A 20672-nucleotide genomic window follows, 5' to 3' on the forward strand; every position below is an offset into this window, starting at 1 on the left:
TCCCTCGGGAAATCAGGCCCCGGAAGAAACCGGCGGCGAGGGAGCCTGAGAGCCCGAGGCCGCCCGGGCCGGTGCGCTGGAGAGCACCCCGTTGGGGTCGAAATAAGCGCGATCGTCCTCTTTTGCGCTGCTCAGGTTCAGAACGCCTTTTTCCTGTTTTCCAATATTATCCTCTCCCTCGGCATTCTTGCCGGTCAGTATTTCCTTCCCGAACCGTATTTTATAATCGAGATCGGCCGAGGAGCCCAGATTCATCGTGACCCTGCCGTCGTACACCATTAGGATGCGGTAAGGGTCGCTGATGTCGATTTTGGTGATGGAAGCGAGCGAATGGGTTTTGATAAGCGACGCAAGCTGTTCGTACAGCGCTCTGGAAGAGGCGTCCTTATACACCGCCTGCTTGCCCGGCGCCGCGGACGACAGGGCCAGTCCAACTATCATGGTGGTGTGCTCGGGGAGCTGCTTGGTCTGCTCGAGCACCTTGCCCGAGGCGTTTAAAAGCACATAGCTCCCATTCGTCTCCACTGCCCCGGCCACCTGCGCGGCCTCTACCTGAATCGAGATTTCGGCCGGGAGCCTGCGGGACACCTTCACCTTGCCGATATAAGGAAGCTTCTGGCCGATCGCGGCTTCCGCCTGCTTTGTTTTTGCCAGAAACAAATTCTCTCCCTTCTGAATGCCGCATGCGGAAATAACCTGCTCCTGGGAATAGCGGGAGGTGCCCGTTACCTGTATGGAATGAATCTGAAACAGCACGGTCAGCGAAAGCGTCACGGCCGCCCCCAGCACTACCAGGAACAAAAGAACGTAGAATATTCGTAGCCTTCTTCTTCGTTTTTTCTGCCGTACCCGTGGGGCGCCGCTGCTCTCGGCATAGCGCGCCCGTTCCGTCTCCGGCCGGGTATCCGATTTTCTGCGTCTTTTCTGATCCATTGTTTGAAACCTCCGGAAACCGGGGGCTTTGATAACCCCGCTTTCATACAATCCTTTGAATCGAGGCGCCCACCGCGGCAAGACTCAGCTCCATTTGCTCGTAGCCTCTGTCGATGTGCCGCAGACCTTCCACCTGCGTAATTCCTTCCGCCGCCAGGCCCGCGATCACAAGGGCGGCCCCTCCCCGCAGGTCGGGGGATTCGACCGACGCGCCCGAAAGCCTCGGCACTCCCTGCACCACGGCCACGCGGCCTTCTACCTTTATGTTCGCGCCCAAACGCAGCAGTTCGCCGACATGCTTATACCGGCTCTCAAAAATATTCTCCACGAATACACTCGTTCCGTTCGCCAGAGCGGTCATCGCCATCACGGGGGCCTGCGCGTCGGTGGGGAACCCCGGGTACGGCATGGTGCGCACACTTTTGACGGGTTGAAGACGCTGGGGCGCCGTGATCTTGAGTTCGTCCTCACAGAACATCAGTCCGCAGCCGCTTTCCTCAAAGACCGGTATCATCGGCTCCAGATGACGGGGGTCGATCCGGCTGATCAGAAGGGTGCTGCCCGTGGCGGCTGCTGCCGCCATATAGGTCGCCGCCGCGATGCGGTCCGGAATAACGCTGTGCTCGCAGCCGGAAAGCTTTGCCACACCCTCGATCATAATCGTGCTCTCCCCCGCGCCGCGGATTTTGGCGCCGCAAGCGTTGAGAAAGTTCGCCAGATCGCAAATCTCGGGCTCGCGCGCCGCGTTGGTGATCACGGTGGTTCCCTTGGCGCACACCGCGGCGATCATCACGTTCTCCGTAGCGCCCACACTGGGGAAGGAAAACCCGATCTTCGCCCCTTTCAGTCCGCCGGGAGCGCTGCAGTTCAGGCACCCGTGATCCTCCTCGATCTCCACCCCCATTCGGCGCAGCGCCGCCAAATGCAGGTCAATCGGGCGCGGCCCGAGTTCACAGCCGCCGGGGAACGAAAGCTTGGCGCGTCCGGTTCGGGCCACAATGGCCCCTAAAAACACAATGGAGGACCGCATCTCTCTCATCAGATAATCCGGAATATCACTGTGGATGATTCCCGAGGAATCAATCGTCACGTCTCCGCCGCTGCGGATGACCCGGCACCCCAGATACCGGAGTATCTTCGCACAGGTTTCCACATCTGACAAAACAGGGCAGTTATGTAACACTGTCTCTGTGTTACAGAGCATGGACGCCGCCAAAATGGGCAGAGTGCTGTTTTTTGCTCCATGGACAAGAATCTCCCCCTGTAACCTCTTGTGTCCTTCTATCAAAAATTTTGCCACATCAAACACCCTTTCTTGCCTATTGTGCTTTGCTATATTATGCAAAAGCAAGTCGGGTGTGTGACAGGGGACAATCATGCCGTTTGCACTGTTTCGAGCATAATTTGATAAATTCTTTCGTTGGCATCTAAAATTGCCATTTTTTTTGCGTTTCTTCCCAGCTCCTGTACGCCGCCGGCAGACGAAAACGCCTGCCCGACCATTTTCAGAAGTGCCTCGGAGGATAGGTCTTTTTCCTCCAAAAGTATTGCCGCCTTGCGGCGCACCAGCGCCATGGCGTTGTGATACTGATGATTTTCCGCCACATTCGGCGAGGGAATCAGAATAGACGCTTTGCCCTGCGCCTGCAGCTCGCTGAGCGTGATGGCCCCGGCCCGGCAGATGACAAGATCCGCCGCCGCCATGCAGTCCGGCATATTGCGTATGTATTCCTTGAGCTGAATGTTTTTCGCGGCCCCGGAATTCAGCCCCCGCTCGCGCAGAAGCTCCGGCAGCCACCCGCCGTGCTGACCGTAGCCGTGAATGTGCTGATACTTTTGATTTTTCGCGCTGGAGAGCAGCAGCTCCACCACCGCCTCGTTGATGCTCCTCGCACCGAGACTGCCGCCGAACGACAGGATCACGGGACGTTCGTCCAATCCAAGCGCACGGCGGGCGCGTTCGCGGTCTGCCCGCAGAATCTCCTGCCGCACCGGGTTGCCGGTAACCGTACACTTTGCATCCGCAGCCATATACTGCTTCGCGTCCTCCACCGCCAGCATCACACGGTTCACTTTACCGGAAAGGAGCTTGTTCGTCACGCCCGGGTATGCGTTCTGCTCGTGGATCAAGGCTGGAATCCCCAATTTGACCGCCTCACGAATGACCGGGCCGCTGACATAGCCGCCCGTGCCGACGCACAGGTCAGGCTCGAATTCGCGCAGAATGCGCCTTGATTCCGCGGTGGAGGTCACGATGCGCACCAACGTTTTTACGTTGCGGGCCAGCGCCTTCACCGTCAGCTTGCGCTGAAAGCCGGAAATGGTAATACTCTCAAACGGAAAGCCCGCTTCCGGCACCAGTCGTTCCTCCATCCCGCCTTTGGCGCCCACATATAATATCTGAGCATCCGGCTGCTGCTCGCGCAGGTAGCCGGCAATGGCAAGAGCGGGATTGATATGCCCGGCGGTTCCGCCGCCGGCAAATAAAACCTTCATTGTGGAAAAGCCCCCTAAGTTTTCTCGATCGCCGATGTTCGTGAAATAGACAGCACCACGCCCATCTGCGCTAAAAGCAGCACCAGCGACGTACCCCCATAGCTGAAAAACGGCAGGCTGATGCCGGTATTGGGGATCGTATTGGTGATAACCGCGATATTCAGAACCACCTGCAGACCGACCTGCAGCGTAAGGCCGATGCCGAGCAGCATGCCGAACTTATCCTTCGCCTTGAGCGAGATCGTCACCCCGCGCCACACCAGCAGAGCAAACAGAATCACGATAATGAGCGCGCCGATAAACCCCAGCTCCTCACAGACGATGGCAAAGATAAAATCGTTCTGCGGCTCGGGCAAATATAAATATTTCTGGCGCGACTGCCCAAGGCCGAGGCCCAAAAGGCCGCCGGAACCGATGGCGTACAGCGACTGGCGGGTCTGCCAGGTATCTGCCAGCAGATTCTTTTCTGTGGTAAACGGATCCAGCCACGCGACGACGCGGTCGTTTGCGTAGCTGAACTCCGACGTAAACAGGACGAGGTAAGCGATTCCGGCCAGAGCGACGCCGAAGGCTGCGCCGAACCAGCGCAGCGGCACGCCGCCAATAAACAGCATCATCCCCGCCAGAGCGATAATGATGACCGCGGCGGACACGTGCGGCTCACGGATGAGCAGCAGCACCGTAACGCCCAGCAAAAGCACATACGGCAGCACACCGTAGCGGGCCGTATCCATGCGCTTGAAATTGATCGAAATCAGGTGCGCAAAGCACAGCGTCATGGCAAACTTGGCGATTTCAGACGGCTGAAAGCCGAACAGACCCAGGTTGATCCAGCGGTGCACCCCCTTGACGGCGGGCAGAAACAGCACGATCACCAGAAACGCATAGCTCACCAGCAGCAACGGAATTGCAAACCGGTGCAGATGATGGTAGTCAAAGTACGAGATCAGCAGCATCAGAATCACGCCCAGCACCGCAAACGCCACCTGGCGGATGATGAAGTAGTAGCTGTTCCCATAATTGTAATAGGCGTAGGCATAGCTGGCGGAAAACAGCATTACAAGGCCGATCACCACCAACACCAGCACCAGAAACAGAAACGGCATATCCAGACCGGAGCGCACAGAGAAGACCCGGAATTTTTTTCTGACCCGTTTGGTTAAGGGTGTCGCCTTTGCGGACGCCGGCTGCTTTGGCTCCGGCGCACTTTTCTCCGCGTACGGTTTTCTCTGCTGACGCGGCTTCGGCACCGGATTTCTTCTGCTTTCTCCGGACATCGACACCCCTCCTTTTTCACGAAATACATCTTAACACATTTGCGCGCCGCAATCTGTCAAAGCGTGCCGACAAGCGAAAGACTATGGGCTATTACAGCCCTTTGAGCACGCTGTACAGAGCCAAGGCCCCACCGGCAAGAGTTACCAGTGAGAACACCAGACAAATCTTAATTTCGCTCCACCCGCACATTTCAAAATGGTGATGGATCGGACTCATTTTCAACAGACGCTTGCCATGCGTCGCCTTAAAATAGCTGACCTGCAGCACCACGGAAAGAATCTCGCAGAGATACACGATCCCGATCGGGACAAGCAGGATGGGCAGGTTCAGGCCAAAGCCGAGCGCGCAGACCATTCCGCCCAAAAACAGAGAGCCGGTATCGCCCATAAACACCTTTGCCGGGTTAAAGTTCCACAGCAAAAAGCCAAGGCAGCCGCCCGCGAGCGCGCCCGCGACAACGCCAAGGCCGTTCAGGGCCAGCACACCGGAAATCACAAGAAAGGACAGCGCGGCGAAAAAGGTGACCGAAGCGTTCAACCCATCGATTCCGTCCGTAAAATTAACCGCGTTAACCACGCCGACAATCACCAGCAGCGCCAGCACCCAGTACAGCATGCCGAGGTTGATGCTGCCGGCAAAGGGGATCAGCGTGGAGGAACCGGCGCCGGAAAGATACAGCGCCGCAAGGTACGCACCGGCCGCCAGAAATTGCAGCACGAGCTTCTGCCGCGCGGTAAGGCCGAGATTGCGCTTCTTTACCACCTTAATATAGTCGTCAAAAAAGCCGATCGCACCGAACGCCAGGGCCATTCCAAGCCCGCCGTAAACACGCGTTCTCATATTCAGCGGCTCCAAAAGCGATTTGTCCGCATTTGCGCCATAATAATAGACGGGGATAAAAATTGCGACCGCCGCCGTGATTCCCAGAATGAACATGATGCCGCCCATTGTAGGCGTACCCTGCTTTTTTTTATGCCACTTCGGGCCGTCGTCCAGAATTGTTTGCCCAAAATGAACCCGGCGCAGAAATGGAATCAACCATTTGCCCGATATTCCGGTAATGAGAAATGCCGTACCTGCCGCCGCTCCTATTTCAAACCCTGCCATCACTGTTCCACCTTTTGTATGTTCTCTTATTTTCTCCCGTTCGTCAGCCTAAATTCCGGCTCAACAGCGGAATTTCATTGAGCGCATCCGTTACCCGCGCAAACGGAATCCCACAGCGGATTGCCGCAAGGGCCGCCACAAGGGCCGGTAGGATTTCCCGCTCCTCGCCGAGCGTGACACGCCCCACGATTCCGCCACTTTCCAGCTCAAACACGACCCCATGTCCGCCTGAGCGGATATTCCGGGCGAAAACGTCCGCTTTGGGGCTGTGTACGGAATAGCTGACCCGCTGCGCTCCCGGCAGCACCGGGAGCGCCGTTTCATATTCTACCGCGTGATAGCGGAAAGGGCAAGAGCTACTTTCCGTCATTCTTCCCGAATTTTCCAGGAGCATGTATTCCAGCCCTTCCGCCCGCTTTGGTGCGCCGCCGGGCGGCACCAGAAGAAAGTCCGCCCCGGGCAGCTCCGCCGGGTCACACACCACCCGGTAGCCGCTGCTTTCAAGAAGGTATTGCAGCAGCCGCGCCGCCTCCGGGTTTTCAATCGCCAACAGCCGCGCCGGATATTTCTTTTGTACAGACTGCCACTGTTCCATATGCTTCCTCCGCAAAGCGCCGTCTGTAAAAAACGCCGCCTTTCCAAACAGCTCATTTTGTTTCTTTCCCCGCTTTACTCGGGGGGAAAACAGTTATTTGAAAGTGTTCGGGCAATATTGCGATTACTGCACCTGGTCAAATTCGATGAAACCGACGTTGACCACCGTGCCGGGAGACACCTTTGTTCCCACGGCGATGCTCTGGGAATGCGACTGCGCTTTTCCGCCCGTCAAAGCCGCGCCGGAAACCGTGATGTTGATTCCCGCTTCGGCCGCGGCGCTGTTGGCCTGCGTCAGCGTCATGCCCACCAGATTCGGCACCGTCACCTGGCGGCTCTCGCTCTCGGCGTCCGTCATGAGCACCACCGTGCCGTTCTGCGGGATGCTCTTGCCGGATTCTGGAATCTGCTTGAGCACGGTATCGCCGCCGCCGTACACCTTCTGCTTCAGGCTCAGCTTTTGCAGCGCGGCTTTGGCGGCGTCGAGCTTCTTGCCGGTTACATCCGGCGTCGCCACATCGAGCTTTTCCATTTCCGCATCGGTATATTTTCTCTCAACACCCAGATAGGGCAGGATTTCTTCCATCATTTTGCCGAATACGGGGCCGGCCACCGCGCCGCCGTAGTAGCTGTCGCCCTGCGGCTCGTCAAAGAATACCAGCAGCGCGATCTGCGGGTCGTCCGCCGGGGCAAAGCCGCAGTAAGAGGCAATGTATTCCATCTTTTTCTTGCCGCCCGCATTGTACTCCGCCACCTTTTCAGAGGTACCGGTCTTACCCGCTACCCGGTAGCCGGGCAGGTAACCGTTTTTCGCGGTGCCCGTGGTGGCGTTCATTTGCAGAATCTTGCTCATACGGCGGGAAACATCCTCAGAAATGACCTGACGCTTGACCTTGGTATCCACAGACTGAACAATGTTGCCGTCACTGTCCAGCACCTGACTGACCACATGAGGCTGCACCAAATAGCCGCCGTTCGCCACCGCAGCCGCAGCGGTAATCATCTGCAGGGGAGTAATGCTGAAGTTCTGACCAAAAGACTCTGTCGCCAACTCAACAGGATTCAATTGATTGGCGGTGTAATACAGGCTGCCCGCTTCGCCGGGCAGATCGACCCCAGTTTTTTCGGTCAGGCCGAACGCCGCAAAATACTTAAAGAAGCGCTCCGCGCCCAGCATCTCACCCACCTTGATAAAAACCGGGTTGCAGGAGTTCATCAGGCCCTGCACAAAGGTTTCGCCCCCGTGCCCGCCGTGTTTCCAACAGCGGATGGTGGTGCCGGAGACGACCGCCGCACCGTTGCAGAAGAACTGTGTGTTTTCGTTGACAACGCCTTCCTCCATCCCCATGGAGCCGGTGACCATTTTGAAAACAGAGCCGGGGTAGTAAGTATCGCTCACCGCTTTATTTCTCCATTGGGCTTGCTGGGCGACTATTTTCGCCTGCGTTTTGGCCTGCTTTATTTTTTTGCCCTCTTCGGTCGTACTGTCACCCTCAGGCATATTCGCCACACGCGCCGCTTCGGTTGGGTCTGAAATAATGAGCGGGAAGTTGGGGTCAAAATCCCCCTTGACCGCAAGGCCGAGAATCGCTCCGGTTTTCACATCCATCGCGATGGCAGTCGCGCGGTTCTTTACCTTATTATTGACGACGCCCTCTTCCAGATATTTTTCGAGGAAGTGCTGCACGATCTCGTCGATGGTGAGCACCAGACTGTAGCCGTCCTGTGCCTCCACCTTCTGTTCATATTGGAAGGGCATGTCGGTGCCGATGGCGTTCTTCGCCGTAACCAGCCGCCCGGCGGTGCCGGTGAGCTGCTTGTCATAATAGGCCTCCAGGCCGGATAGGCCCTGGTTATCCGTTCCGGTAAAGCCCAGAATGGTGGCCGCAAAGCTCCCAAACGGGTAGTACCGCTTATAATCCTCAATCAGCCGTATGCCGTTGCCGATTTTCTTTTCTTCCTTAAATTTCAGAATCTCATCCTTGACTTCGGTTTCCACCTTGCGCTTTAAAACGTCGTAATAGCTTTTTTTCTTCGTGTGCTCCAAAATTTCCTTTTTGTCCATGCCCAGAATCTGAGAAAGGCCCGCGGCAATCGTCTCCCGCTGCTCATCGGTCGTGAGATAGGCGGGCTCCAGCACAACGGTCCATACCGTTGCGCTCTGTGCCAGCGGGCGCATGTTGCGGTCGTAAATTGCCCCGCGCATCGCCGGAATGGTCGTGTCCTTCATCTGCTGCTCCACCGCGCGCTCCTGAAGGCTCTCGCCCTCCACCAGCTGCAGCTTGATCAAACTGAATATAATTGCCCCGAACCCCACTACCATAAATACAGCCAGCAGAAACAGCGTTCTGCGCCACATCCGGATGGTTGTTCCCTTTGCCATAACACATTCCCCCGCACTTTCCGGCTTGCCAGCTTCTTCTATAAAAATGAGAGTTAAGATTATCTCTCAACTCTCGGCTTTCCGTCCCCGGCACTCGCAGTACCGGTATTCATACTTATTTGTGAGCAGCCATAATTATGACAGCAGGTTTTGCAGCGAATTCCATGCGGAAGTCCACCAGTTACCCGCGGCGTTTGGATCGAGAACCTGGCCCTTGTCGCCGGGAGACAGCTTGATGCACTCCACCTGGGCGTATGTAATCTTGCTCATCCCCAGCCGATCCTTGGCGTACACCTCGGCCGCCTGCAGGGGCATGCGGGAATCTGATTTTACTTTCAGCTGCGTATGCAGACTTTTCTGCTCCTCCATCTGCTTGGTGGCGGAGTTCAGCTGCTCGGTCAGCTCTGTCAGCTGAACCTGTCCGTACACCAGAGTGCCCAGAATGGACACCATGAAAGCCATAAAGCAGAAGGTAGCCACCAGTCTGAACGATTTTCGCTTTGGCCGTCGATTTTCCTCGAGCTGCTGCGAAGGGAGCTCGATGACATTGCTTGGCTTTCGGGGCAGCTCTTTCCGCTGCGGCTCAAACAAAGAAAAATCGTATGCCGTGTTCTGCTTACTCATTGACCGGTGCCACTCCTTCCTGATTGCCGTAATTCTTTTTCATTTTCGTTTACCACTATCATTTAATCCAATTTTGTGCACACCCTCAGCCTGGAGCTGCGGCTGCGCGGATTATCTTTCAGCTCTTCCTCCGACGGAGAAAGCCCCCTTTTATAGAGAAGCTCCGCCTTCGGCATTCGGCCGCACACACACACCGGAAAATCCGGCGGGCAGATGCAGCCCCGGCACCACTCGGCCATTCTTTTTTTCACGATCCGATCCTCCAGCGAATGGAAGGTGATCACCGCAAGGCGGCCGCCGGGCTTTAAAAGCGAGAACGCTGCGTCGAGCCCCTCCGAAAGGCGGTCAAGCTCGCCGTTGACCTGAATTCGCAGCGCCTGAAAGGTTTTGCGGGCCGGGTGCCCCGGTTCTCTGCGAACAGCAGCCGGAACCGACTGCCGCACAATTTCCGCAAGCTGCAGCGTTGTGGTAATCGGCTGTTCTTCTCTGGCGGCCACAATACCCTTTGCAATGCGAACCGCGCTTTTTTCCTCGCCGTACCGGCTCAGGATTCCGGCCAGCTCCTGCCACGTCAGCGTGTTCACCAGATCGGCCGCGCTTGTCCCCTGCTGGCTCATGCGCATATCGAGCGGCGCGTCCTGATGATAGGAAAAGCCGCGCTCTGCCGTGTCGAGCTGATGGGAGGATACGCCGATATCCATCAGCACCCCGTCGACCCCGGCGATCCCGCACGCTTCGGCCAGCGAAGTCATCTGAGAAAAGTTGCCCCGCCGCACCAGCACATTGGGGAAATCCTTCAGGCGCTTTTTTACGGCCTCAATCGCGTCCGGGTCCTGATCAATCGCCAGCAGAACGCCCGCAGCGCCAAGGCGCTTTGCGATCGCTTCGGAATGACCGCCTCCGCCCGCGGTGCCATCGATATAAATTCCATCCGGCTTGATGTTCAGGGAATCAATCGTTTCCTGAAACAGCACCGGAATATGTTCAAAGCTCACAGACCGTCACCCACCTTACCTAACGAGAATCGGAACGTTTTATCTCAAGCGGCGGGTACCTCCCGCTTGGCGTTTCGGCATAAAGTTCTGATCACGAGAATTCAATCTTCCCGCCTTTGATCGGGAGCAGACGCCGGAGGTTTCATCTGGCTCGGGTTCACGGTGCAAGGCTCTTACAATTCGAGAGTATCCATCGCCTCCGCGATGCTCTCCTCCGTCAGGCCGGAATTGAATTCCGCCCAGCGGGCCGCGTCCCAAATCTCCGCACGGCTGGAAGCGCCGATCACCGCCACATCCTTCTGAATCTGCGCGTAATCCCGCAGCTGCTGCGGAATGAGCACCCGGCCCTGCTTGTCCGGCTCAACCTCGGCCGCGCCGGAAAAGAAAAAGCGCTGGAGCCCTCTGGCCTTAGAAATCGGCATCTGCCGGATTTTCTCCTGCAACCGTTCCCATTCCACACCCGAAAGCACAAAAAGGCACCCATCCAGGCCCTTGGTGATGTAGAACCGTTCGCCCAAATCCTCACGGAATTTGGCGGGAACGATCACCCGGCCCTTCGGATCGATATTATGTTGGTATTCTCCAATCAACATAACGGCCTGTCCGGGGAGCAGCGGCAAACCACTTTGCTCTACTTCCCTCCACCTTTCACCACTTTTGTTTAAATTATACTGGATCGAAGCGGAAAAAGCAATCTTTTTTTTCCGCCCCTTGACAAAAGAAATCAAGCAATTTCGGGCAAAACCCAGCAATTCCTCAGTGAAATGGCAAAAATTTCCTTTTATTTTTTCAATAATTTACCAATAACGAAATTATGAGTTATTACTAAAAAACACACAGAAGCCCGATTGCTGGCTACTGTGTGTTTTTTCGCTGTTATTTTGTTGTGATTATTCCAAAAGCTTCTTTCGCAGGCCTCACAGAATCACCTTTTTCCTGCGGGAAACCTGCACCTGAGTCATCCCCAGGGTCTGCGCCGTTTGCGCCTGAGGCGATGACAGTCCTAATTTTTTTGCAACCCACGCATTGACATCACCGCTCTTGACGTGATGCATCAGTCCCCTTGTTCAACAGCTTAATCCAAGCGATTTCGTCCCGCATGGTTTGTGACTGGGACGCCAATTCCTCGCTGGAAGCAGAGCTTTCTTCCGCGGTTGCCGCATTGGTCTGCACAACCGCGGACACCTGCGCCAATCCTGTATCAATCTGTCCAATCGCTTCCACCTGCTCAGTGGATGCTTCTTCAATTTTTTTCATGGACTTCCCTACCATTTCCGCCTGTTCCGCCACTTCAACCAATACAGCAGCCGTTTCTGCCGACATTTTTTCACCGTCCGCAACGACCAGGGAAGAATGCTCAATTAAAGAAGCAGTCTGTTTCGCCGCATCTGCCACTTTGCCTGCCAATTCACGCACCTCTTCCGCAACCACCGCAAAGCCCTTGCCGGCCGAGCCGGCGCTCGCAGCTTCAATTGCGGCGTTCAGCGCAAGAATATTGGTTTGAAAAGCGATGTCCTCTATCACCTTTGTGATATTGGATATTTTTTCTGACGCTTCAGCGATTTCACTCATCGACTGACTCAATCTCTGCATATGAGAATTCCCTTGATTCACCTTTTGGTTTACCAGCATCACATGTTCCCCAGCCTGCCTGACTGTTTCGGCATTCTCCTGCGCCTGCTGTGCCACACTGGAAACAGAAGCATTCAGTTCTTCAATCGTTGCGGCCTGCTCTGTTGCCCCGGAGGCCAGCAGCTGGGCCCCGGAGGATACCTGATCAGCCCCCGCGGCCACCTGATTAATCGAATCGCGGAAATTCCCGAAAATGGTATTTAAGTTTGAAATAATACCGTTGAGCGCTGTTTTCAGCGGAATAAAATCACCTTTCAAATCCAACTGAGAGCTTACGGTACAGTCCCCTTTTTCCAGACTGCCCAATACAAAGGAGGTTTCCTCAATGATTGATTTCAGCGCGGTCACCATGTAAGCGAGCGAATCCGACAGTGTGCCAATTTCGTCTTTGGTGCGAAACTGCGGCACTTCCGTATGAAGATCCCCCTCATCCGCAAGCAGCGTCAACCGCCGCACCATACTGATGATGGGATTTGCAATCGGATTCGCGATTCTGGCCGCCAAAAAGAAAGAAGCAAGAATAAATAAAACGAGAAGAATCATCATCAAACGCATCGAAATATAAAAATTATTCATCATTTCCGCTGTCTGCGCGGTCACTCCGATGGACCATCCGTCCGTACCCGGAATTCCGGTGTACCCCACTGTCATTTCGGTACCCTGATACTGGACGGGCCGCACGCTGGTATTCCCGGAAATCATGTCGGTTATTACCGAGGCAAGCCCGGCATAGCTGCTGTCCTTTTTTGCCTGCTCAATATAGTTCAGCTGCTGAGATACCGTCTCCTGTTTTTTATGAGCAACAATGGTTCCAGCTTTATTCACAATAAAGCCGTACCCAGAGGCGCCGATCGAAATATCATCGATCATCTGGCTGAAAACATCACTGGAGAGCCTTGCGAATACAATCCCCTTTCCGCCGCTGAGCTGTGCGGAGATAATCAGAACCATCTTACCAGTCGCTTTGCTTAGCAAAGGCGACGAAAGATAAGTTTCTCCCGCGATCGATTTTTGAAAATATTCGCGGTCTTTCACATTGGTCCCGTCAGAGGTATCGCCATTTGCATCGGATACTACCACAGACTCGAAACCAAATTTCTTCGCGGCAGCGGCCAAGGCATCACTCTTCTGCTGCGCGCTTTGGGCAGAGTCTAAAATAGATGCACTCTGCGCAATTGTCTCTATTTTGGCCTTATAAGTATTAATCGCATTTTGAACCGACTGGCTGTACGCGGCAGCCCCTTCCTGTATCCTCAACGTCATGTTTTCTGTGGCGTCCCGCATGAGCAGAGCGGAACTCACAATACTCAAAATAGAAGATACTGCTACTACCAAGACTACAATGCTGATTTGCAATCTTTTTTTTATAGAGCCAGAGCCGCCGCCGAACATCTTACGAACCGCATTTCTCCCGCGAGAATCGCCTGTTTTTTCTTTGACCATGTTCTCTCCTCCATGTGAAATACTTATTTTGTAGAGATATACTATACATAATTATATTCTATTTATTAAAAGCTTTCAAGCCCACCCGAAAAAGACAATAAAAAAGAAGAATCCGCAAAGGATTCTTCTTTTTTATACTGATTCACTTTTTTACGTATCCAGAATCGCGTCAATGATGCGTTCCACCATTTTAAGCTGCTCCGGTGTAAGATGCTTGCATTTTTCAGAGATTCCCGATAAAACGGTTCGTTCGTTCCATTCCACGCTGTCCTGTACAAAATAATCCAAAGATCGATGTAAAACATTACCAAATTTAATTAATGTTGAAATACTGGGCTGGTATTTTCCAGATTCGATTTGTCTGACATACACCGCACTGATATTACATTCCGATGCTAATCGCTCAGAAGTGTATCCGCTTTCCTTACGGGCTGCCGACAATCGTATTCCAAGTGCCTTTCGATCCAGTAAGCCCACCTCCAACTGTTAATAATACGCTACAAAACTCTTACTATTAGTTTACTTTCTTTCTTTTATTTTTAATAGCAGGATATAAAATACAGCACTGTATTTTATATCCTGCTATCCTGATTTTAGGCACTCTCTTCCCGGCTATTCCAAAAGCTTCTCCCGCAGACCCCGCAGAATCACCTTTTCCCTGCGCGAAACCTGCACCTGAGTCATCCCCAGGGCCTGCGCCGTTTGCGCCTGTGTCTGACTTTTAAAATATCGGTATACGATAATGCTGCGGTCCTTCGGCTCAAGCTCGCCGATCACCTGCTGCAAAGACAGCAGCTCCGAAATCCGCTCGTCGGGCGCCTCCACCGGCACATCGATTTGCCCGCCGCCCTCGTCCTCCGCCGCGGTGAGTGAAAGGGGCTGCTGGCCGGCGTTCACCGCCTGCGCCGCTTCGGTGATTTCGACCCCGAGCTCCGCCGCAAGCTCCCCGATGGTGGGGGTTCTGCCGTGAACTCTGTTAAACTCCGCGGTAGCCCTTGTCGCCTTGAGCGAAAGCTCCTTGAGGGAGCGCCCTACCTTAATGCTGCCGCCGTCGCGGAACAGGCGGCGCATTTCACCGAGGATGACCGGCACCGCATAGGTGGAAAAGCGCAGCCCGCGCTCCTCCTCGAAATGATCGACCGCTTTGACCAGCCCCATACACCCCGCCTGGAACAGATCCTCATACTCCACGCCGCGCGCCTTAAAGCGTTTGGCACACGCGTGCACCAGACCGATGTTCTCGCTGATCATGCGGTCCCGGTCAATCATGAGAGGCCCGCCTGCGGGCCAGCTTCTTCTTCAGTGTGACGGTGGTGCCCTTCTGCACGCGGGAGGTCACGAGGACGTCGTCCATAAAGCTTTCCATCACCGCAAAGCCCAGCCCGGCGCGCTCTTCCCCGCCGGTGGTAAACAGCGGCTCCCTCGCCTTTGCCACATCCTCTATGCCACAGCCCTTGTCGCGAATGCGGATCTGCACCCCGCCGTCCTCATACAGCTTGGCGGTTATGTAAATCATGCCCAGCGTATCGCGGTACGCATGGACAATGCAGTTTGTCACCGCCTCCGACACCGCCGTTTTAATATCGGAAATCTCGTCGATGGTCGGGTCCATCTGCGCCACAAACGCGGACACGACCGCCCGCGCAAAGCCTTCGTTTGCGGAACAGCTGAGAAAGGACACGTTCATTTCATTCATCGGTTTCACGGTATACCACTCCTTTTTCAAATTTCACCAGCTTGTCCAGCCCGGCCATGGAAACCACTTTTTCCACCTTCGGCGGCAGATTCGCGATGGTGACGGAACCCCCCAGCACCTGCATCAGCCGGTAACGCCCCATAATCAGCCCCACGCCCGAGCTGTCCATAAACTGCACTCTGGAAAAATCCAGAATCAGCTCTTTGGGCTTCGTTTTCCCGGCCGTTTCGTCAATGGCCTCACGAATCCCCCGGGCGTTATGATGGTCGATTTCGCCGCTGAGCAGGGCCGTCAGCGTGCCTTCCTTTAAAATCAGCCTGACATCATTCATGATCTTTCCTCCCGGATGTTTACCCGCATTTGTTTTCTTCCTTTATTTTTTCCAGAAATTCCCGATTATACACACCATTGCAAGAAATTCGACAAAATCGGAGTAAATTCTAAAAAAATCATCGGGAAACGGCTTGTCCCATTCCCGGAAAAACGCTGCGGGAAATAAAAAAACCTCTACCCATTAGGATAGAGGTTTTCTGGTAAAATTTTACTCGAATTATGCGGACGGAGCCATTCCTTTTAAAATTTCGATGGCAACCGGGCGAATCTCGGCCGCAAGGTAGAGCGAACCGCACACGATGACCGCGCCGTCGCTCCCCGCATGGGCCAGCGCCAGTTCCACCGCCTGCCGGGGCGACTGCGCCGCCTTGGCAGAAACCCCCATTTCCCGCCAGAGAGCGGCAAACTCCTCCGCCTGCATGGCACGGGGATTATCAGGCGTGAGGGTGTAGACCTGATCGAGCAGGCCGTTCAGGTAGCCGATTGAGGCATGGCTGTCCTTATCGGCAAGCATGCCCATAATGGCCGTGATTCTCTTGCCGGAAAGATACTGCCGCAGCGCCGCCGCCAGCGCCTGCACTCCGTTCGGGTTATGCGCGCCATCCAGCAGAAAGACCGGATGTTTGGAGAGCAGCTCCAGACGCGCCGGGAAGGATACCTGCGCAAAGCCCTGTGCCACTGCCTGCAAAGGCAGCTCGAAGCCCTTTTTGCGCAGAACGTCCAGCGCCGCCAGAACGGTGGCCGCGTTGAGCACCTGATGCTCGCCGATCAGCGGCATGTGCATTTGGGTGCCGCGGTACACAAAGCGGGTGCCGAGCAAATCGCTTTCCACCTGCTCCATCTCTTCCGGCTCCGCAACGCAGAAGCTGTTGTTCCGCTGCTGCGCCGCCTCGCGCAGTACCTGCATGGCGCCGTAGTCCTGCCGCGAGAACACGACGGTATCGCCGCCCTCTTTGATGATGCCGGCCTTTTCAAACGCGATTTTCTCCACCGTATCGCCGAGAATGCCGGTGTGATCGAGCGAGATGGACATGATGACCGACACGAGCGGAGTCCCTATGATATTGGTCGCGTCGAAGCGGCCGCCCAGGCCGACCTCCAGCACCACCACATCACATTTGCTGCGGGCAAACCACTCCATTGCCAGAGCGGTGATGAATTCAAATTCCGTGAGAGCGTCGCCGTCCTGCTCCATCTCCTGAATGAGCGGCAGAAGCTCCTCGGTGAGCGCGGCCAGCTCCTCCTTCGGGATCATCTGCCCGCAGATCTGCATGCGCTCGCGGAACTCCAGAATATAGGGGGAAATATACAGGCCAGTTTTGTAGCCCGCCGCAGTCAGCACCGAAGAGAGCAGCGCACAGGTGGAGCCCTTGCCGTTGGTGCCGGCCACATGCACAAACTTCAGCCGATTCTGCGGATTGCCCATTTTATCGAGCAGCTTTATAATGCGTTCGAGACCCGGCTTAATGCCGAACTTTGCCTGAGAAGAAATTTGTTCCAGCGCTTCTTGATATGTCATAATCGCGTCCCCTTTTCCGGCCATCCGTTTTGGGGCCTTGCAAGGTCAGTTAAAGGACAACGGGTTTCAGGAAAAACTGTGCCGGACAGGAAAACCGCACAGGAACACGTTCCGCATTCCGGGCATTCTGGATGCCGGGCAGACAATTTCAGCCGAAACAGAGACGTCCCTTCCTTTTTCAAACAAGGCCTGAATCAAAGTCGCCGGCCGCCAAACATGGCGGCGGCACTTGGATCAACCGGGTTCCTTCGTTATTTGCTGAGATTTTGAATCGCCAAACGGATACCGGCGGCTTTTTCCGCCAGCTTCTCCGCGTTTTTACGCACACCGTCCACCACATTGTCGGGCGCTTTGGAGAGGAACGTTTCGTTTTTGAGCTTGGCCTCGGCGGAATCCAGCTGCTTTTGCGTGGATTCCAGCTCTTTTTCGAGCCGGGCCAGCTCTGCCTTTTTATCCACGAGCTCGTCGGTAGGGATATACAGCGTCGCGGCATCGGCAACGATCGTCACGGCGTCCGGCAGGTTCCAGGCATCCGCGATTTCCACCCGGCTCGCGTATGCAAGGCGGGAGATCACGTCCACATTTGCGCGGAACGTATCCGCGGCTGTGCCCGTTACGGCGACGGAAAGATGTGCCTTGCGCGACGGCGGCACGTTCATTTCGGCACGGCGGTTGCGCACGGCGCGGATGGCGTCCATCACGCGGCGCATCTCCACGTGGTCCCGCTCAAAGCTGAGCGCCGCATCGTATTCCGGCCATTGGGAGACCATAATGGAATCGCCCTCATGCGGCAGCGACTGCCAGATTTCCTCCGTGATAAACGGCATAAACGGATGCAGGAGCTTGAGCGTATTGGACATGACCCACACCAGCACCTGCCGGGCGCTCTGCGCGGTTTGCTCGTCCTCGCCCTGCATGCGGATTTTTGCAATTTCAATATACCAGTCGCAGAAGTCGTCCCACAAAAAGTCGTAGAGCTTCTGCACGGCGATGCCGAGCTCGAACTTCTCAAGATTCTCGGTGATCTCCCTTGCCACCTCGTGGAAGGTGCCGATGATCCAGCGGTCGGCCTGCGTGAGGTGCTCCGGCAGGCGGTTTTCCACCTCATGGCCTTCAATATTCATGCGGATAAAGCGGGCCGCATTCCAGATTTTATTTGCAAAGTTGCGGCTGGCGCTGACCTTGTCGTCTGAAAAGCGCAGGTCGTTGCCCGGGCTGTTGCCGGTCGCGAGCGTAAAGCGCAGCGCATCCGCGCCGAAGTCCGCGATGACCTCCAGCGGGTCGATGCCGTTGCCCAGCGACTTGGACATTTTGCGCCCCTGCGCGTCGCGCACCAGGCCGTGGATCAGCACGGTGTCGAACGGCACCTGATCGGTCTGCTCAATGGCGGAGAAGATCATGCGCGCCACCCAAAAGAAGATGATGTCATAGCCCGTTACCAGCGTGTTGGTCGGGTAGAAATAGTTGAGATCCTCGGTATTCTTTGGCCAGCCGAGTGTGGAGAACGGCCACAGTGCAGAGGAGAACCAGGTATCGAGCGTGTCGGGGTCCTGGTGCAGGTGATGGCTGCCGCACTTGGGGCAGGTATCGGGCGCTTCCTTCCTAACGATCATTTCGCCGCAGTCCGCACAGTACCACGCGGGAATGCGGTGCCCCCACCACAGCTGGCGCGAAATGCACCAGTCGCGGATGTTTTCCATCCAATGATAATAAATTTTTTCAAAGCGCTCGGGAACGAATTTCACTTCGCCGTCCTTCACGCGGTCGATCGCGGGCTCGGCCAGCGGCTGCATTTTGACAAACCACTGCTTGGAGACGCGCGGCTCTACGATGGTGGAGCAGCGGTAGCAGGAGCCGACATTATGCTTGATCGGCTCAACTTTCAGCAGGTAGCCCTGCTCGTCCAGATCCTTGACAATCTGCTTTCTCGCATCCAGACGGTCCATCCCCTGATATTTGCCGCCGTTTTCATTGATGATACCGGCCTCGTCCATCACATTGATGACGGGCAGGTTGTGGCGCAGGCCGACCTCGAAGTCGTTCGGGTCGTGCGCCGGGGTGATCTTTACCACGCCGGTTCCGAAATCCGGCTCCACATACGTATCCGCAACAATCGGAATCTCTTTGCCGACCAGCGGCAGAATCACGGTTTTGCCAACCAGATGCCGGTAACGCTCGTCGTCCGGGTGCACTGCCACGGCGGTATCGCCCAGCATGGTTTCGGGGCGGGTCGTCGCAAGGCGGATGTCGCCGGAGCCGTCGCTGAGCGGGTAGCGCAGGTGCCAGAAGCTGCCGTCGTGCTCGCTGAAATCCACCTCCGCGTCGGAAATGGAGGTGCGGCAGTGCGGGCACCAGTTGATGATGCGCTCGCCGCGGTAAATCAGGCCCTTTTCGTACAGGCGCACAAACACCTCACGAACCGCTTCGGAGCAGCCCTCATCGAGCGTGAAGCGCTCGCGCTCCCAGTCGCAGGAACAGCCGAGCTTTTTTAGCTGGCCGATGATGGTGCCGCCGTATTTCTCTTTCCAATCCCACGCGCGGCTCAAAAAGCCCTCGCGGCCGATTTCTTCTTTCGTGATGCCCTCTTTGCGCATGGCCTCCACAATCTTCGCCTCCGTGGCGATGGAGGCGTGGTCGGTACCCGGCAGCCACAGGGCCGAGTAGCCCTGCATTCTGCGCCAGCGGATCAGAATATCCTGCAGGGTTTCGTCCAGCGCATGCCCCATGTGGAGCTGGCCGGTAATATTCGGCGGCGGAATGACAATGGTGTACGGCTTCTTCTGCGGGTCCGCCTCCGCGTGAAAATAGCCGCCGGAAAGCCAGAACTGGTAAATTCTGTCCTCTACCTCCTGCGGCTCATAGGTCTTCGCAAGCTCCTTGCTCATTCTGTTTCCTCCTAAAAATCGATCCAAATCAAGCGGCGCCGCAGGGCGCGCCGACCGGGCCGAAGGCCCGGCCGGACTTAAAAGCAGACCACGCTGCGTTACCCGCCCGAAAAGCACAAAGCGCGGGGATTCCCACGCCCTGTTTTCCGCAATTTTCCGCACAAAGCGCGGCAATTCGCGGCTGTTCGCATCTTTCTCATATTATTACATCGTACCGGGGCTTTGTCAATGCTTAATTGGCCGGAACCGCGCACCCCGGGCCGCACAGCGCCGCATTGTCCACAATCACGGCAAGGCACAGGGAAAGCGGCACATCCTGCTGCCGTTCTACGTGAATTCCGTAGCCGTCGCCGTGGGCCGTCCAGCAGGGCGCGTGAGTCATGCGCACGTTGCCCCGGCCGTCTACCGCGTCGAAGCTGCGGGTGAGAAGATCGCCGCGAAGGCTCCAGTCCGTCTTGCTCAGGCGCAGGCTGCCGCCCGACGACGCGAGGTTATGCGTCACGCGCATGCGTTCGCGCTCCCCGACCTGCACGCTGTACTTGCACAAGCCGTGAATTCCCACGCAGCTGATTTTGGCCGTTTCGGCCCCGGAGGCGTCGCGCAGGTACAGTTTGCCCCCGAACGAGCCCCAGTCGCCTTCCACGGTATAAAGACAGGTACCGGCTGTGTCGAATACATCAAACAGAGTCGAACCCGCTTCGGTATGTCTGTTCAGATAATAGTCCATCCGGATATCCCCTTCGATATTCCATCG

18 protein-coding genes and 1 pseudogene are annotated in these 20672 nt (G+C 55.9%); all 19 read right to left on the reverse strand.

Annotation, left to right across the window (positions count from 1 at the left end):
- Positions 1 to 12: 12 nt before the first annotated feature.
- Positions 13 to 933, reverse strand: a complete 921-nt coding sequence (locus G340_RS0101465) for a cell division protein FtsQ/DivIB (protein ID WP_020071876.1) — start codon at positions 931 to 933, stop codon at positions 13 to 15.
- Positions 934 to 976: 43 nt separating this feature from the next.
- Positions 977 to 2242, reverse strand: a complete 1266-nt coding sequence (gene murA, locus G340_RS0101470; RefSeq protein ID WP_020071877.1) for a UDP-N-acetylglucosamine 1-carboxyvinyltransferase — start codon at positions 2240 to 2242, stop codon at positions 977 to 979.
- A 65-nt stretch (positions 2243 to 2307) separates the two neighbouring features.
- Positions 2308 to 3429, reverse strand: coding sequence for an undecaprenyldiphospho-muramoylpentapeptide beta-N-acetylglucosaminyltransferase (gene murG / locus G340_RS0101475; RefSeq protein ID WP_020071878.1), 1122 nt, complete (start codon positions 3427 to 3429; stop codon positions 2308 to 2310).
- A gap of 14 nt (positions 3430 to 3443) precedes the next feature.
- On the reverse strand, positions 3444 to 4706 hold the full coding sequence (gene ftsW, locus G340_RS0101480; RefSeq protein ID WP_020071879.1) for a putative lipid II flippase FtsW: 1263 nt from the start codon (positions 4704 to 4706) through the stop codon (positions 3444 to 3446).
- Positions 4707 to 4797: 91 nt separating this feature from the next.
- Positions 4798 to 5814, reverse strand: a complete 1017-nt coding sequence (gene mraY, locus G340_RS0101485) for a phospho-N-acetylmuramoyl-pentapeptide-transferase (RefSeq protein ID WP_020071880.1) — start codon at positions 5812 to 5814, stop codon at positions 4798 to 4800.
- 43 nt (positions 5815 to 5857) lie between these two features.
- Complete coding sequence (locus G340_RS0101490) at positions 5858 to 6409, reverse strand: hypothetical protein (RefSeq protein ID WP_020071881.1); 552 nt, start codon at positions 6407 to 6409, stop codon at positions 5858 to 5860.
- A gap of 123 nt (positions 6410 to 6532) precedes the next feature.
- Complete coding sequence (locus G340_RS0101495) at positions 6533 to 8791, reverse strand: penicillin-binding transpeptidase domain-containing protein (RefSeq protein WP_020071882.1); 2259 nt, start codon at positions 8789 to 8791, stop codon at positions 6533 to 6535.
- Positions 8792 to 8926: 135 nt separating this feature from the next.
- Positions 8927 to 9415 carry a hypothetical protein gene (locus G340_RS0101500; RefSeq protein WP_020071883.1) on the reverse strand — a complete coding sequence of 163 codons (489 nt, stop codon included), beginning with the start codon at positions 9413 to 9415 and terminating at the stop codon, positions 8927 to 8929.
- A 62-nt stretch (positions 9416 to 9477) separates the two neighbouring features.
- A complete protein-coding gene (gene rsmH / locus G340_RS0101505) occupies positions 9478 to 10410 on the reverse strand; it encodes a 16S rRNA (cytosine(1402)-N(4))-methyltransferase RsmH (RefSeq protein ID WP_020071884.1) in 933 nt (310 codons plus the stop codon).
- Positions 10411 to 10583: 173 nt separating this feature from the next.
- The gene (gene mraZ / locus G340_RS0101510) at positions 10584 to 11003 is read right to left on the reverse strand and encodes a division/cell wall cluster transcriptional repressor MraZ (RefSeq protein WP_027103812.1); all 420 of its coding nucleotides are present in this window, start codon (positions 11001 to 11003) and stop codon (positions 10584 to 10586) included.
- A 439-nt stretch (positions 11004 to 11442) separates the two neighbouring features.
- Positions 11443 to 13377, reverse strand: a complete 1935-nt coding sequence (locus G340_RS0101515; RefSeq protein WP_177309633.1) for a methyl-accepting chemotaxis protein — start codon at positions 13375 to 13377, stop codon at positions 11443 to 11445.
- Between the two features lie 258 nt (positions 13378 to 13635).
- Positions 13636 to 13773, reverse strand: a complete 138-nt coding sequence (locus tag G340_RS18320; protein WP_020071887.1) for a hypothetical protein — start codon at positions 13771 to 13773, stop codon at positions 13636 to 13638.
- Positions 13774 to 13962: pseudogene (locus G340_RS18325) on the reverse strand (helix-turn-helix domain-containing protein); the annotation flags it as partial.
- A gap of 135 nt (positions 13963 to 14097) precedes the next feature.
- Entirely contained in the window at positions 14098 to 14754 is a 657-nt protein-coding gene (locus G340_RS0101525) for a sigma-70 family RNA polymerase sigma factor (RefSeq protein ID WP_020071888.1), read from the reverse strand.
- Positions 14747 to 15190: an anti-sigma F factor gene (gene spoIIAB / locus G340_RS0101530; protein ID WP_020071889.1), complete on the reverse strand. Its 444-nt coding sequence runs from the start codon at positions 15188 to 15190 to the stop codon at positions 14747 to 14749. The genes G340_RS0101525 and spoIIAB overlap by 8 nt, the downstream gene beginning before the upstream one ends.
- Positions 15174 to 15512: an STAS domain-containing protein gene (locus G340_RS0101535; protein WP_009063040.1), complete on the reverse strand. Its 339-nt coding sequence runs from the start codon at positions 15510 to 15512 to the stop codon at positions 15174 to 15176. The genes spoIIAB and G340_RS0101535 overlap by 17 nt, the downstream gene beginning before the upstream one ends.
- Before the next feature lie 219 nt (positions 15513 to 15731).
- Positions 15732 to 17033, reverse strand: a complete 1302-nt coding sequence (locus G340_RS0101540; RefSeq protein ID WP_020071890.1) for a bifunctional folylpolyglutamate synthase/dihydrofolate synthase — start codon at positions 17031 to 17033, stop codon at positions 15732 to 15734.
- Positions 17034 to 17284: 251 nt separating this feature from the next.
- Complete coding sequence (locus G340_RS0101545) at positions 17285 to 19918, reverse strand: valine--tRNA ligase (protein WP_020071891.1); 2634 nt, start codon at positions 19916 to 19918, stop codon at positions 17285 to 17287.
- A gap of 232 nt (positions 19919 to 20150) precedes the next feature.
- Positions 20151 to 20645, reverse strand: coding sequence for an LURP-one-related/scramblase family protein (locus tag G340_RS0101550; RefSeq protein WP_020071892.1), 495 nt, complete (start codon positions 20643 to 20645; stop codon positions 20151 to 20153).
- Positions 20646 to 20672: the final 27 nt, after the last annotated feature.

The organism is Faecalispora sporosphaeroides DSM 1294, from assembly GCA_000383295.1.
Classification (GTDB): Bacteria; Bacillota; Clostridia; order Oscillospirales; family Acutalibacteraceae; genus Faecalispora; species Faecalispora sporosphaeroides.